The organism is Corynebacterium segmentosum, assembly GCF_900637825.1.
GTDB classification, from domain to species: domain Bacteria; phylum Actinomycetota; class Actinomycetes; order Mycobacteriales; family Mycobacteriaceae; genus Corynebacterium; species Corynebacterium accolens.
On the sequence record NZ_LR134408.1, the window covers coordinates 184553 to 199137 of the forward strand.

Sequence of the window (14585 nt, forward strand, 5' to 3'; positions counted from 1 at the left end):
TCTTCTACCATGCCCGGCTGCGTCCGCGTTAGGCCAACGCGCGGTTTACTGCGGAGGTAATCGCGTTGATGGAGGCGCGGGTCGTGGAAGCGGCGATGCCCGCGCCCCAGACCTTGTTCTGGTTGACGTCGGCGGCAATGTAGCAGGCGGCCTCGGCATCATCGCCGGCCGAGCGCGATTGCTGGGAGTAATCGATGACATCGAAGTCGATGCCCAAGGACTCCAGCGCATTGGCGTAGGCGGCGATGGGGCCGTTGCCGGTGCCGGTGACCTCGGATTCCTTGCCGTTGTAGGTCACGGTGGCGGTGACGGTGGCATCGGTATCTTCGGCGGAAATATTGTCGATCTCAAACGATTCCAGCTGCAGCGGGGTGGTGCGGTCCAGGAATTCGGTGGCGAAGATGTCCCACATATTCTTGGAATTGACCTCGCCGCCTTCGGTATCGGTGATTTCCTGCACGACGGTGGAAAACTCCGCCTGCATGGCGCGCGGCATATTGATGCCGTGGTCGGTCTTCATGATGTAGGCGACGCCACCCTTGCCGGACTGGGAGTTGACGCGGATAACGGCCTGGTAATCGCGGCCCACGTCCTTCGGGTCGATGGGCAGGTAGGGAACCTCCCAGATGGCATCGCGCAGCTCTTCCCAGCTGACGTCGGTGGAATTGGCCTCCGGGCGCACCGTTGCGGCCAGCGCGTCCAGGCCCTTATTGATGGCATCCTGGTGCGAGCCAGAGAACGCGGTAAAGACCAGTTCACCGCCGTAGGGGTGGCGCTCGGGAACGCGCAGCTGGTTGCAATACTCCACGGTCTCGCGGATCTTGGGCAGATCGGTGAAGTCGATCTGGGGGTCAACGCCCTGGGTGAGCATGTTCAGGCCCAAGGTCACCAGATCCACGTTGCCGGTGCGCTCGCCATTGCCAAACAGGCAACCCTCGATGCGGTCGGCGCCGGCCATATAGCCCAGCTCGGCGGCGGCAACGCCCTCGCCGCGGTCATTGTGGGGGTGCAGCGAAATCAAGATGGAATCGCGCCGGGCCAGGTTGCGGTCCATCCACTCGATGGAATCGGCGTAGACATTCGGCGAAATCATCTCCACCGTGGACGGCAGATTGATGATCATCGGGTTCTCGGGGCTCGGATCCATGATGGCGACCACGTCATCGCAGACCTCGCGGGCGAAATCCAGCTCGGTGCCGGTAAAGGACTCAGGGGAGTACTCCCAGCGCCAGTTGGTATCGGGGTAGTCGGCGGCGATGGATTTGATGAGCTCGGCGGCATCGGTAGCCAGCTTCTTGATGGCCGGCTTGTCCTTGCGGAAGACCACGCGGCGCTGCAGCTTCGAGGTGGAGTTATAAAAGTGCACGATGACGTTCTTGGCGCCGGCGCAGGCCTCGAAGGTGCGGCGGATCAGGTGCTCGCGGGCTTGGACGAGGACCTGGATGGTGACGTCCTCTGGAATCTTATCGCCTTCGATGATTTCGCGGACGAAGTTGAAGTCCGTCTGGGAGGCGGACGGGAAGCCCACCTCGATTTCCTTGTAGCCCATCTGTACCAGCAGGTCGAACATGCGGTGCTTGCGCTCGGGGCTCATGGGATCGATCAGCGCCTGGTTGCCATCGCGCAGGTCCACGGCGCACCACTGCGGGGCGTGGGTGATCTTCTTGCCCGGCCAGGTGCGGTCCGGCAGGTCGATGTCCTCGACCTCGACGGAGAAGGGTTGGTAGCGCTCGAACGGCATGGAGGAGCCGCGCTGCTTATTCCAGGCGGGCTGTCCCTCGCGGGGAGGGCCTGCAGGGGTGGTGATTTCGCGGGGTGCGCTGATGAAGGAATCGTTGGGAGACATGGGGTGCGGTGTCCTTAATGTGTTTGGTGTCGGGAAGTGCGACGGCCAGCTGGGCTAAGGATTGCCAGACTCCGCGACGGGGCGCTGGCCGTAGGTTTAGGCCGAAATCCCGCCGCGGCAGATAAGGAGTAGGTCGTACCGCAATGTCATACCGGTCACACTACAGAGAATCTCACTGCGTGGCAACATATTTCATTCAACGGGACGCGCGGGCCCGTGGCGTACCATGCTGGTGTGCCTATCGCTCCTAACACCCGCCGCCCTACAGCGATGTCCACGCTGCGCTGCTGGTTTTATGCCGCGCTCGTGGCGGTTGTAGGCACGGCGATTCGCCTCAGCGTGCTCGCGGCGATGGCCGCGGCGCAAGGCGATTCCCTGTGGGGGCTGTTGAATAAATGGGACGCCCACTACTACGTCGACATCGCCCGCGCGGGTTATGCCGGGGCGGATGGTGCCCCAGCGGAAGAAACGACCCTCGCATTCTTTCCCGGCTTCCCGCTGGTGGTGCGCGCAGTCAGCAACCTGCTGGGTACGGATATTGCGGGCACGGCGATGGTCCTCAACCTCTTTTTCACCATCGCCTTGGCGGCGGGCGTTATGGCGCTGGCTAGGCAGATGGGGCTGGGCACGCGCGGCCAGGTGCTCGGCGCGGCGGTGGTTACCAGCGCGCCCATGAGCATCGTTTTTGCCATGCCTTATACGGAGGCGCTCTTCGGCGCGCTCGCGATCTGGGCAGTGGTGATGCTGCACGATCAGCGCTGGATTGCGGCCGGGGCGCTGATTTTTCTTGCCTCTTTCGTCCGCCTGACAGCGGTGGATCTCATCGTGGTTTTCGCGCTTATGGTGCTCTTTAAGGCGTGGCGCACCTGGTGGGCTTGGCTGAGCGTGGCGGTATCGGCGTTGCCCCTAGCCGGCTATATCTTGTGGGCCAATCGCCATTTATCCGGCGCCGGCGGCTACTTTGGCCTGCAGGAAAAGCACTGGAATTCCGGTTTCGACGGCGGCCGGGCGACGGTGTCCTGGGTGGCGGATACGCTGTCTAATGCCACGAATGGTGGGTACCTGCTCAGCGCCGCGGTAATCATCGCCGCCCCCATCTGCCTGCTGTTGGCCTGGGGACGCCTCCCGCTGCCGGCCTGGCTGTTTGCTGCGGTGCTGATGGCTAATGTGCTGCTTTCCGATGGCATCATGCACTCCCGTCCCCGCCTCTTACTGCCCGCAGCGGTGGTTTTGGTGCCGTGGGTGGGCAAGAAGGGGGCATCGGCAAGCGTGGGTGCCTGGGTGCTCTTCGGCGCCTGGTTTTCGGCCTATATGCTGGCCGTATTCGAGTGGGCCATCTAGCTGCGCTGGCTGACCGGGTTGCGCGACAAAATGATGGTCGCGGCGATCATGACGCCGAGCGCGGCCATCATGACGAGCCAGCCGGCGGTGGAATCGATGAGGAATTTCTCGCCCAAGACCATATAGCCCAAGCCGAAGGCGACGATGGGCTCGAAGATGGTCATGGCCGGCAGCGACTGCGCCAGCGGGCCGGCGTTAAAGGAGTATTGCTGCACGACGGTGCCGGTCAGGGCGAGGCCGATGAGGCCGTAGAACTGCCAGCTGCCCACCAAGACGCTCAAGCCCTCGTGGGTGAAGATGTCCACCACGGCCTTAGAGAGCAGCGCGACGAAGCCATAGATGACGCCGCAGGCAGTGCCCAGGGCAAGCGGGCGCTGCTCGCGGAATTTATGGCCGGCCACGCCCAACGCGACCAGGGTGGCCAGGCCCAATAGCAGCGCGGGCCACCACTGGCTCCACTCGGGCCGGGGATTGCCGGCAACGGGGCGGCCGTAGACCACCATCACGCCGACCGCCACCGTGAGCGCGATGGACCAGAAGGTCTCGTGCACGGGCATGGGGCGCTTGGCATACCAGGCCGAAAGCGGCAGGGTAAACATGAGCGAGAGCACCAAAATGGGCTGGACCACCAGCAAGGTACCAAAGCCCAGGGCGACGACCTGGAGGCCGTAGGCGAGTATGGCCGCGCCGGTGCCGACCCACCACAGTGGGTTGGTCATGGCGGAGCGCATGACTGAATCGTCTGCTTCAAGGGCGATGCGGTGGCGAACGACCGTGCCCCAAGCAACCGTAAGCGCGGAGGCGAGCGCGAAGAATACGGCCAGGAAGTTGCTTAACACCCGCTCAACGCTAGTAAAAAAGTGACGGAGATGCATTTTGCTTATCGATGCCGCCCCCGCCCCGCCGCCTCGCGCATGCACGGGGGTGGGTGTGAATAAAATAAAAGTATTGTTTCGGAATTATGATGAGGTGTAGCGCCTTGCGGGGTAGCATAGGAATTTGACTAGTGTCCGACAGGTATTTCTGTGGCGCGCCTGCGCCCAGGAGTGCCTTTTAAAACGAAAGGTGGCAACCACACCGTGGCCCTGATCGTTCAAAAATACGGCGGCTCCTCCCTCGAATCCGCAGATCGCATCCGCGCGGTAGCGGAGCGGATTGTGGCCACTAAAAAGCAGGGCAATGATGTCGTCGTGGTGTGCTCCGCTATGGGGGATACCACCGATGAGCTGCTTGACCTTGCAGCGCAAGTCAATCCCGTTCCCCCGCAACGCGAAATGGATATGCTCCTTACCGCGGGCGAGCGCATCTCGAATGCGCTCGTGGCCATGGCGGTGGAGTCCCTGGGTGCGAAGGCCCAGTCCTTTACCGGCTCCCAGGCGGGCGTGCTGACGACCGAGCGCCACGGCAATGCGCGCATCGTTGACGTCACCCCCGGCCGCCTGACCGAGGCCCTAGAGGAAGGACAGATCTGCATCGTCGCCGGCTTCCAGGGCGTGAATAAGGACTCGCGCGATGTGACCACGCTGGGCCGCGGCGGGTCCGATACCACCGCGGTGGCCTTGGCCGCGGCGCTTAAAGCGGATGTGTGCGAAATCTACTCCGATGTCGATGGCGTCTATACCGCCGATCCGCGCATTGTTCCGGATGCGCAAAAGCTAGAAAAGCTCTCTTTTGAAGAGATGCTGGAAATGGCCGCCGTAGGATCCAAGATTCTGGTCCTGCGCAGCGTGGAATACGCCCGCGCTTTCAATGTTCCGTTGCGAGTTCGCTCGTCTTATTCAAATGACCCCGGCACGTTGGTGACCGGCTCGATGGAGGATATCCCCGTGGAAGAAGCAGTACTTACTGGTGTAGCAACTGATAAATCCGAGGCGAAGGTAACCGTGCTGGGCATCCCAGATCGCCCGGGCGAGGCCGCGAAGCTTTTCCGCGTCATCGCCGATGCGGAGATCAATATCGACATGGTGCTGCAAAACGTCTCCTCCTTGGAGGACGGCACCACCGACATCACCTTCACCTGCCCGCGCGCCGATGGCCCCCGCGCGATGGAGCTATTGAGCAAGCTGCAGTCCGAGGGCGGCTGGTCCAATGTGCTTTACGATGACCAGGTGGGCAAGGTCTCCCTCGTCGGCGCCGGCATGAAGTCCCACCCAGGCGTGACGGCGGACTTTACCGAGGCCCTGCGCGATGTGGGAGTGAATATGGAGCTTATTTCCACCTCCGAAATCCGCATCTCCATGCTGACGCGCGAGGCGGACCTAGAAAAGGCGGCGCGCGCCCTGCACGATAAATTCCAGCTCGGCGGCGAGGAAGAAGCCACCGTCTATGCTGGAACCGGACGCTAAACCAGAACAAATCAAGGGGAAGACAATGACTACCGTTGCAGTCGTCGGCGCCACCGGCCAGGTCGGCCGCGTGATGCGCTCCATTTTGGAAGAACGCAATTTCCCGGCGGATAAGGTGCGCTTTTTCGCCTCCGCCCGCTCCGCAGGAACCGAGCTGGAATTCCGCGGCGAGCAGATCGAAGTGGAGGACTTGGCCGAGGTCACCGAAGAATCCGTGGCCGATGTCGATATCGCGGTATTTTCCGCGGGCGGGTCCACCTCTGAGAAGTGGGCCCCGGTCTTCGCTGCCGCGGGCGCTACCGTGGTGGATAATTCTTCGGCCTACCGCAAGGACCCGGAGGTCCCGCTCGTGGTATCGGAGGTAAACCCTGAGGAGGCGAAGAACACGCCGAAGGGCATCATCGCCAACCCGAACTGCACCACCATGGCCGCCATGCCGGTGCTGAAGGTCCTGCACGATGCCGCCGGCCTCAATAAGCTGCACGTATCGTCCTACCAGGCGGTATCCGGCTCCGGCCTGGCCGGCGTGCAGACACTCGCCGCGCAGGTCTACAGCGTGGGCGATCACAACGTGAACCTGGTCCACGATGGTTCTGCCCTCGATGATGAGGACCTGGGGCCCTTCGTTGCGCCCATCGCCTATAACGCGCTGCCCTTTGCCGGCAACCTCGTCGATGACGGCAGCAATGAGACCAACGAAGAGCAGAAGCTGCGCAATGAATCCCGCAAGATTCTCGGCCTGCCGGACCTCAAGGTCGCCGGCACCTGTGTGCGCATCCCCGTCTTTACCGGCCACACCCTGACCATCCACGCGGAGTTCGACAAGCCCATCACCCCGGAGCAGGCCACCGAGCTTCTGGGCGATGCCCCAGGCGTGACGCTTGCCGATGTCCCCACCCCCCTCGCTGCCGCCGGCAAGGACGATTCCTTGGTCGGGCGCATCCGCCAGGATCAGACGGTAGATGACAATAAAGGCCTCGTGCTCGTCGTCTCCGGCGATAACCTGCGCAAGGGCGCTGCGCTTAATACCATTCAGATCGCAGAACTGTTGGTATAGCCGCAAGGTACCACCGCGCCGGGCAAGAGCTGCGAAGCCTTGCCCGGCGCTTTGCAATATGAAAAATCGGCTCCTCGCTTCCCACCGCGGGAAGGAGGAGCCGAATTGTATTTAGTGGCGCTTAAACCTTAGTCTTCGTCTTTCTTGCCAAAGTCCAAGTCACTATCAACGGAAGGTACTTCCGGCTTCGTGTGCTGGACGTAGGTGACGGAAGGCGCGGGCGCTGAACGGTCGTAATCGAGTTCATCGTCCTCTTCGAGCTCCTCGTGGATATCCTCGGCGAGGTGATCGATAAATTCCTGCGTCCCCATATTGGATGCTGCGGCTAGCATGCGCAACTCGCGCTCATTCTTCTTGGTAAAGCGCTCGCGAGGGTCGAGCTTGCGGGCGACGAGATCGTGGGCACGCATGCGGCGATCGGATTCATCGGCAAGCATGCCGCGGTTTTTAATGCGGTTATAAACCATCACGAAAATCATCAGTAGGCCGAGGTAACCCAGGATGGGGTAGACGTTGCTGACTAGGGACTGGAAGCCGATGAAGGACAGGATGAAGCCGATGATGCAGGATGCGGCGTATACGGGGTAGAAGCGCTGTGGGTTATTGCGGGTCAGGCGCTTGCCCAGCGCGTAGAACATACCGATGGCAGTGTTAAAGACCATGCCGTAGATGACGAAGGTCATCAAGATGCCAAGAACTGGGTGGATGCCCGTAATCAGCTTCAGGACCGGCATGTCCTCGCCGTTGACGTCCTTGGCCTCGAAGAAGAGGGCGAAGACGAGCAGGGCCAGCAGGATGAGGTAGAGGAAACCACCGATGAGGCCACCGATGCCCACGGCGCGGTTATCCAGGAAGTTACCGCCGATGACGATGGACATGGATACGGCCGTCATGACGTTCAGGCCGGTGTAGTTCAGGGCGGAGAGCCACCAGTTAGGCAGCGAGGTATTGACGTTATCGATGGCCCAGGTATTCAGGGATGCGAAGTCCACATCGGCCGTAAGGATGGTGTAGCCGGTGGCCAGTACCACGAAGACGATGATGAACGGGGTGATGGTACCGATGACGCGGGTAACGCGGTCCACATCCATAAGGCCCACCAGCAGCACGAGGATCAGCATGACGGTGCCGCCGACCCACACGGGGATGCTGGGGAATTGCTGGTTGATATTGGAGCCACCACCGGCGAACATGACGAAGCCGATGGAAAACAGCGTAATCAGCGTGGACCAGTCCAAGATCTTGGCGGTGACTGGTGAAGCGATCTTGTTGTAGACAGCGGTGTGTTCCACCGCCTGGAAATAGGAGCCCAGCTGCAGGATGGACACGCCGGTGACCATCATGAGGGCGGCGGCGAGGGCGATGCCCCACAGGCCCCATTCACCGAAAGCTACGAAGTACTGCATGGCTTCTTGGCCCGAGGCAAAGCCTGCGCCCACCACGACGCCAATAAACGCCATGGAAATTCCGATTGCGCGTTTAATCATGAGGGGAGAAACTCTCTTACTCACACTCGCCGGGCCCGGCTTTGGGAACGCGCGGGCCCGGATCGACGGTCGATTTATCACGTGTGTGTATCTAATAGAATCACATTTCACCCGTCACTTCACAGCTGAAATCGTGTCACTTTAGTATTTTTCTACCCCGACCTCAGGCCGCATGCGCCCGCTGCGCTGCCCTAAGTACCTGCACTTTGATAAGTATTGCGGCGAAAGTATACGTCTAGGCGCTCGAACATTCGGGGGTATTAATTTGCGCCCTCAATGAGGTCCTTGCGGGCGCGCGCCACGCGGGAGCGGATGGTGCCAACGCGCACCCCGGCAATCTTGGCCGCTTCCTCATAGGTATAGCCCAGCACCTGGGTGAGGATGAGGGCTTCGCGGCGGTCGGCTGGCAGGGCATCGATAAGCGCACGGGCATCGATCCAATCGCTCCAGGAACCGGAATTTTCCGCGGCGGAGCTCATTGCGTCCTCGTATTGCGTGGCGGACTTGCGGGGCCGGGCCATGTCGTGGCGGATATTATCCACCCACACGCGCCGGGCCAGCGAGAGCAGCCAGGTGCGTGCGGAAGAGCGGGCGGCAAAGCGCGGCAAGGCGCCAATGACGCGCAGGTAGGTCTCCTGGGTGAGGTCGTCGGCGATTTCGGGGCCGCCCAGGTGGGCGAGCAGGCGCCAGACATCATCCTGGGTGGCCTTGATGAACTCCGTAAGCGCTGCTCGGTCGCCGCGCCCAGCCCGGAGGGCGAGCTCGGTGACGCGGGCGTCGTCTGCTGCGGAGTGGTGGGTCACCTGAATGAATCTACCAGTAGCACCTGGATTTCTTATCCAAGGTTGCGGTGGCTGGGGCACGAGCAATCAACACATGCGCGCGCAAAGTAGCGCGGCGCCGTTAAACGTAGTAAACTATGGGTTGTCCGTGATTGATAATTGACCCCAAATTATCGACTGATTGCCAGGAGGCAAAGACATACCATGACTGATTCCACTGCTGATGACATCCTGAACAAGGGACAGCGTCCCGCAGGTAAGGGCACCACGACCCGTCCGTCCGGCCAGCCCGTGCCGTCCGAGAACACGTCCGTGACCGCCGGCCCCCAGGGTCCGGTCGCGCTCAACGATATTCACCTCATTGAAAAGCTCGCCCACTTCAACCGCGAGCGCGTGCCTGAGCGTACCCCGCATGCCAAGGGCCACGGCGCCTTCGGTGAGCTGCACATCACCGAAGATGTGTCCGCCTACACCAAGGCCAAGGTCTTCCAAAAGGGCACCGTCACCCCAATGATGGGCCGTTTTTCCACCGTCGCCGGCGAACAGGGCTCCCCGGATACCTGGCGCGACGTGCACGGCTTTGCCCTGCGCTTCTACACCGAAGACGGCAACTTCGACATTGTGGGCAATAACACCCCGGTATTCTTCCTGCGCGATGGCATGAAGTTCCCGGACTTCATCCACTCCCAAAAGCGCCTGGGTGCTAATGGCCTGCGCGATGCCGATATGCAGTGGGATTTCTGGACCCGCAACCCGGAATCCGCTCACCAGGTGACCTACCTGATGGGTGACCGCGGCACCCCGAAGACCACCCGCCACCAAAATGGCTACGGTTCCCACACCTTCCAATGGGTCAACGAGGACGGCGAGGCATTCTGGGTCAAGTACCACTTCATCTCCCGCCAGGGCGTAGAGAACTTCACCGATGAAGAGGCCACCGTGGAAGCCGGTAAGAACCCGGATAGCCACCGCGCGGACCTCTACAACGCCATTGAAGAGGGCAACTACCCCATCTGGGACGTCAAGGTGCAGATCATGCCGCTTGCTGAGGCTGAAGACTACCGCTTCAACCCCTTCGATCTGACCAAGGTCTGGTCCAAGAAGGACTACCCGCTGCACGATGTGGGCTACTTTGAGCTCAACCGCAACCCGCGCAACTTCTTTGCCCAGATTGAGCAGGTTGCACTCGATCCCTCCAATATCGTGCCGGGCGTTGGCCTGTCCCCGGATAAGATGCTCCAGGCTCGTGTCTTTGCCTATGCTGACCAGCAGCGCTACCGCATCGGGCCGAACTACAAGCAGCTGCCGGTCAACCAGCCGCGCAATGCGGAGAAGGTCAATACCTACGAGCACGAGGGCCCAATGCAGTATTTCTACAATGCTCCAGAGGATCCGGTGTACTCGCCCAACCGACATGCGAAGGGCGCGGGCGTGCTTGACGATGCCTCCGTCAACAACCGCGAGGACCTCGAGACCACCACTGCGGCGGACCTCTACGTGAACCCGGATCCTCACGGCCAGGACTTGGTCCGCGCGCCGTACGTGCGCCACGCGGAAGACGATGACTTCGTCCAAGCTCGCGACCTGTACGAAAACGTCTACGACGACGCCGCCAAGGAGCGCCTGGTCACCAATATCACCAACGCGATGGCCGGCGTCTCCGAAGAAACCGAAGAGCGCGTGTACCAGTACTGGACCAACGTCCACCCGGACTTGGGTCAGCGCGTGCGCGAGGTCTTCGCTGAAAAGAAGTAGCCCGCCGCTGCGCTTGTACTGCTTCTTAGAGGCATAAGACACAGGCCGCCTTCGACCATCTGCTGTGAACTGGGGCAGTTGGTCGGAGGCGGCTTTTGTGATTTTTCTACGCCGGGCTAATTGCAGCGGCGCATATCGTCTGCAACGAATTGAGGCGCGCCCTGGTTAAGCCATTTATCCACGTCATAGCACGGCTCGCTCATCCCCGAGGTGGCTTGGCCAATCGGGCGGATGACCGTCCATGCGCCATCGACAAAGTGGGCCCATACGAGCCAATCTGTTTGGTTTTGACCAAAGTGTGCCCAAGTACCATCGCAATCGAGCACCACAATATTGCTCATATCGGGGGCTAGGGGAGCAAAGGATGCTGGTGAGCAATCGCCCTTGGCCTTCTTGGCGGTCGTGGTGACCGTGACCTCTTGCGGGGTGGGCTGCTGCGCGTGCGTCTGTGCGGGCGAGGTTGCTGGGGCATCGGATGTAGTAGCCGTCGTCTCCTCCGTGGAGCTTGTAGCGCTGGAGCTGGACTGCGCCACGGCATCGGAAAAATGGGGCTCGCTAGGGTTGGCGGAGTTATCGGCATCATCGGCGCAGGACACCAGTGCCATGCTCAGCGGAAACGCGGCCGCGCAGGCTAGCGTGCGGGAGAGAACGGATTTTCGGGGGATAGGCATGTCTTAATAGTAGATTCTCTTTGTTATGCGCGGGGATCGGCGCGCCTGCAGAAAGGGAATGACCTGCAGCGATAGGTTACTAGCATGACCAAAAGCCTTGCCTCGACCGCGTCTACTGCGTCCGCGAGTTCCTCGCAGTGGCGCACGCTCTTATTGCTCGTATTGCTCGCCGTACCACTTATCGTTGGTACCGCAGTGGCGACCTGGTCGCAGTGGGAGCCGGCGCACGCGTGGTCGAGCGCCGCGCAGCCTTATGGCGCACCGCAGGCGAATTCGGCATCGCCAGAGCTCAAGGAAGCTGCCGAGGCCGCCAGCCGCGCCCAGGCGCAGGCCAGCATCTTGAAATCCGGGGCGGACCGGTTGAACAAGGGCACCAGCGAGTTGGATAAGGGTGCGGGGGAGCTAGGAGAGGGCGTCGACAAGCTCGCCGGCGGTTCGCAAGAGCTGGTGGCGGGGCTGAACCAGCTGCAGTCGGGGACGAATACCCTCGGCGGAGGGGCGACGGAGCTGGCCAATACCGTTGGCGGGGCCGTCGACCAGGTCGTGGGCCTGGGAGCCGTCCAAGGCCAAATCCTGGAGGCCATTGATGGCACGGTGCGCGATTTGGAGGGAAATGATTCCAAGGAAGCGAAACAGGTCCGCTCTCAGCTGGGGGATCTGCGCAAGCAAGTGGAAAATTTCCGCCTCGATGAATCCCTGACCGGGGAGTTGAAGAAGCTCAAGGATGGCTCGCGCGATCTGTCCAATCAGCTGGCGGTAAGCGGCTATGCCTATCACGACGGCATTAACCAGGCCGTGGCTGGCGCGCAGCAGCTCAACCAGTCCATCGCGGAACTTAATAGCCGCGTGGATGAGGCGCTCGATGGGGTGGGCAAGCTTGACGATGGCGCCGGCAAGCTCACCGGCATGGCAGAACAAAACCAATCGAACCTGGGTGAGGTGCAGCGTGCGCTGCCGCCCGCACACGTGGCCGCGGAGGAGGATGCGCGCCAGCTGAGCCCGGTCATCGCCATGCTCATTTCCGCGCTCGTCCTGCTGGCCGGATCCGCCGCCGGGGTGGCGTGGAAACTGGGATTCCGCCCGTGGTTGATGGTCCTCGGCGGCTCGCTGGCAGCGGTGGCCATCGGGGAGAGCCTGCTTTACGTCCTGTCCATCGGCATTACTCCCATCGCCGCCGTGGCCGCCGGCGGGGCGCTCTTCCTGGGTGCGCTGTCCTCCGCGCTTATCGTGCGCGGCCTGCTCGAACTGTGCGGCATGACCGTGGGGTCCATCCTCGCTGCGCTCTTTGGCATTGGGCAGACCGCGTTGGTGGGCTGGCTGTGGAAATCCGCGGCCATCGCCGGGGTGGACAAGGTATGGCAGGTAGTGGCCAACCTTTTGCCGCTGAACTGGACGACGGCCGCCGTGACCGTGGCTGGCAACGACGGGGAGGCCGTGGTGCTGTGGACGGGCCTTGGCGTCTTGGGTGCTATCACTCTGGTGGGCCTGAGTGCAGTGAAATGGCTCGTTCCTGTCAAAAAGATTCAAAAATCCGGCGCTAAAGTATGAAAATTTATACTTAAATAGACAAAAGCTTGTATAAAGCTGGCAATATTTGCCAGCGCTATGGCTGGAATACGATAAGTGTTATTCTTACTAGTGCTCACACCGCCTACTTAGGGGGTAGGCGAGCGGCTTGCGCCGTTGTGAGTGATAGGGAATAGGGACGACGCGGTGCTGTAGGGGCGCCGCGTCGTTTCCCGTTTTTACCCAAAGCTATATATCCACGGTGAGGTGGGGTTGTTTTATGCGGTTATGGGCAGAAATGTGCGCTACCACACAGTAATGTTTAACATTAGCCATACGTCTTTTGGCTAATGGCGTGCGCCGCGCGGGCGCCAGTGACATTTAAAGGAGCGCAATGCAGACCTCCCTCGGGCTGACCCTGATGGGATTGGCCATCATCTTTGTAACGGTGGGCATCCTCATCCGCGGCCGCGTTAATCCCATTATTCCCATGACCCTGGTGCCCGTCATCGGCGCTGTGATAGCCGGTTTCGGCATAGAAGATATCGCGGATTTCTTTGGCGAAGGCTTAAGCTCTGTCATCAACGTCGTGGTGATGTTCATCTTCGCCATTATCTTCTTCGGCATCCTGCAGGATGTGGGCCTTTTTACCCCGGTAATCCGCAGCCTTATCAAGGCGACCCGCGGCAATGTCATGGCCGTGACCATAGGTACGGCAGCGATCGGCATCGTGGCGCACCTCGATGGATCGGGTTCCACGACCTTCCTTATTACGATTCCCGCATTGCTGCCGCTGTACCGGGCGCTGCACATGTCGCGCTACGTCCTGATTACTATCGTGGCCCTGGCCGCTTCAGTGATGAATATGGTCCCGTGGGGCGGGCCGCTGGGGCGCGCCGGTGCGGTGGTTGAGCAAGACCCCAACGATATCTGGCTGCACCTATTGCCCATCCAGGGTGTGGCGGTGGTCCTCATCTTCGCCATCGCAGCCCTATTGGGGTGGCGCGAAAAGCGCCGCTTGGCCAAGCTGCAGGAAAGCGGCGAGATTAAGGGCGCCATTTCAGTGGACGTGAATTCGTTGGCGGATGATTTTTCCGCCAAGCAGGCCGAAGAACAGCAGAAACTTGGGTTCAGGTACCGGAAAGCACGGTGGGTGACCATCGCGAATATCGTCGTCGCCTTGGCCGTGCTTGCCGCCCTGCTTTCGGGCTTGTTGCCACCAGCGCCCGCATTCCTCATTGCTACCACCATTGCCTTGGTGGTCAACTTTGACGGCGCGATGGAGCAGGGCGACGCCTTGCGGCGTCACGCCCCCAACGCCTTGTCCATGGCCGGAGTGATCATCGCGGCCGCGATGTTCTTGGGCGTGCTCAATGAGACTAAGATGCTGGAAGAAATCGCGCTGAGCCTGGTGAATATCCTGCCGGAAAGTGTGGCGCCGTACCTGCACGTCATCGTGGGATTCTTTGGGGTTCCGCTGGATCTGTTGACCTCCACGGATGCGTATTACTTCTCGGTACTGCCCATTGTCCAGGGCACGGTGGAGTCCTTCGGCGTCAGCGGTATGGGCGCTGCGAGCGCACTTATCATCGGCAACGTGGTCGGAACCTTCGTCTCCCCATTTTCGCCGGCGCTGTGGTTGGCGTTGGGACTGGCGGACGGCCAGATGGGCAAGTACCTCAAGATAGCCTTCCCCATCGCATGGGTATTTTCCATCTTCCTCGTTGCCATCGCATTCTTTACCGGAATGCTGGCCTAAGAAACGGTGGCCCTGGAATCCAAGGCGAAGGGTCTT

The 14585-nt window shown here is 61.1% G+C and carries 11 protein-coding genes; 6 read left to right on the top strand and 5 right to left on the bottom strand.

All coding sequences use genetic code 11. The features are described from left to right. Nucleotides 1–28: 28 nt before the first annotated feature. Nucleotides 29–1846, bottom strand: a complete 1818-nt coding sequence (gene leuA, locus EL217_RS00945) for a 2-isopropylmalate synthase (protein ID WP_023029984.1) — start codon at nucleotides 1844–1846, stop codon at nucleotides 29–31. Between the two features lie 234 nt (nucleotides 1847–2080). Between leuA and EL217_RS00950 the strand changes: the two genes are divergently transcribed. After that, nucleotides 2081–3187 (top strand): hypothetical protein, encoded by a 1107-nt coding sequence (locus EL217_RS00950; RefSeq protein WP_232018337.1) that lies wholly within the window; start codon nucleotides 2081–2083, stop codon nucleotides 3185–3187. Here the strand turns inward: EL217_RS00950 and EL217_RS00955 are convergent. After that, entirely contained in the window at nucleotides 3184–4026 is an 843-nt protein-coding gene (locus EL217_RS00955; RefSeq protein WP_034653341.1) for a DMT family transporter, read from the bottom strand. The two genes, EL217_RS00950 and EL217_RS00955, sit on opposite strands and share 4 nt — an antisense overlap. 240 nt (nucleotides 4027–4266) lie before the next feature. Between EL217_RS00955 and EL217_RS00960 the strand changes: the two genes are divergently transcribed. Beyond that, on the top strand, nucleotides 4267–5532 hold the full coding sequence (locus tag EL217_RS00960) for an aspartate kinase (RefSeq protein ID WP_023029986.1): 1266 nt from the start codon (nucleotides 4267–4269) through the stop codon (nucleotides 5530–5532). A gap of 25 nt (nucleotides 5533–5557) precedes the next feature. After that, nucleotides 5558–6589: an aspartate-semialdehyde dehydrogenase gene (locus EL217_RS00965; protein WP_126318057.1), complete on the top strand. Its 1032-nt coding sequence runs from the start codon at nucleotides 5558–5560 to the stop codon at nucleotides 6587–6589. Nucleotides 6590–6717: 128 nt separating this feature from the next. On the opposite strand, the gene EL217_RS00970 is transcribed toward EL217_RS00965, so the two are convergent. Then, nucleotides 6718–8076: a hypothetical protein gene (locus EL217_RS00970; protein ID WP_126318059.1), complete on the bottom strand. Its 1359-nt coding sequence runs from the start codon at nucleotides 8074–8076 to the stop codon at nucleotides 6718–6720. A gap of 260 nt (nucleotides 8077–8336) precedes the next feature. Beyond that, entirely contained in the window at nucleotides 8337–8879 is a 543-nt protein-coding gene (locus EL217_RS00975) for an RNA polymerase sigma factor (protein WP_005276476.1), read from the bottom strand. A gap of 183 nt (nucleotides 8880–9062) precedes the next feature. On the opposite strand from EL217_RS00975, the gene EL217_RS00980 reads away from it, so the two are divergent. Then, nucleotides 9063–10613, top strand: coding sequence for a catalase (locus EL217_RS00980; RefSeq protein ID WP_126318061.1), 1551 nt, complete (start codon nucleotides 9063–9065; stop codon nucleotides 10611–10613). A 116-nt stretch (nucleotides 10614–10729) separates the two neighbouring features. Here EL217_RS00980 and EL217_RS00985 read toward each other — a convergent pair whose 3' ends face one another. Beyond that, nucleotides 10730–11284: a hypothetical protein gene (locus EL217_RS00985; protein WP_126318063.1), complete on the bottom strand. Its 555-nt coding sequence runs from the start codon at nucleotides 11282–11284 to the stop codon at nucleotides 10730–10732. Between the two features lie 84 nt (nucleotides 11285–11368). Here EL217_RS00985 and EL217_RS00990 point away from each other — a divergent pair, with 84 nt between their 5' ends. Both EL217_RS00990 and EL217_RS00995 read left to right on the top strand, forming a co-directional pair. Then, nucleotides 11369–12832, top strand: coding sequence for a hypothetical protein (locus EL217_RS00990; RefSeq protein WP_126318065.1), 1464 nt, complete (start codon nucleotides 11369–11371; stop codon nucleotides 12830–12832). Nucleotides 12833–13184: 352 nt separating this feature from the next. Continuing rightward, a complete protein-coding gene (locus tag EL217_RS00995; protein WP_005280862.1) occupies nucleotides 13185–14549 on the top strand; it encodes a CitMHS family transporter in 1365 nt (454 codons plus the stop codon). Nucleotides 14550–14585 lie beyond the last annotated feature (36 nt).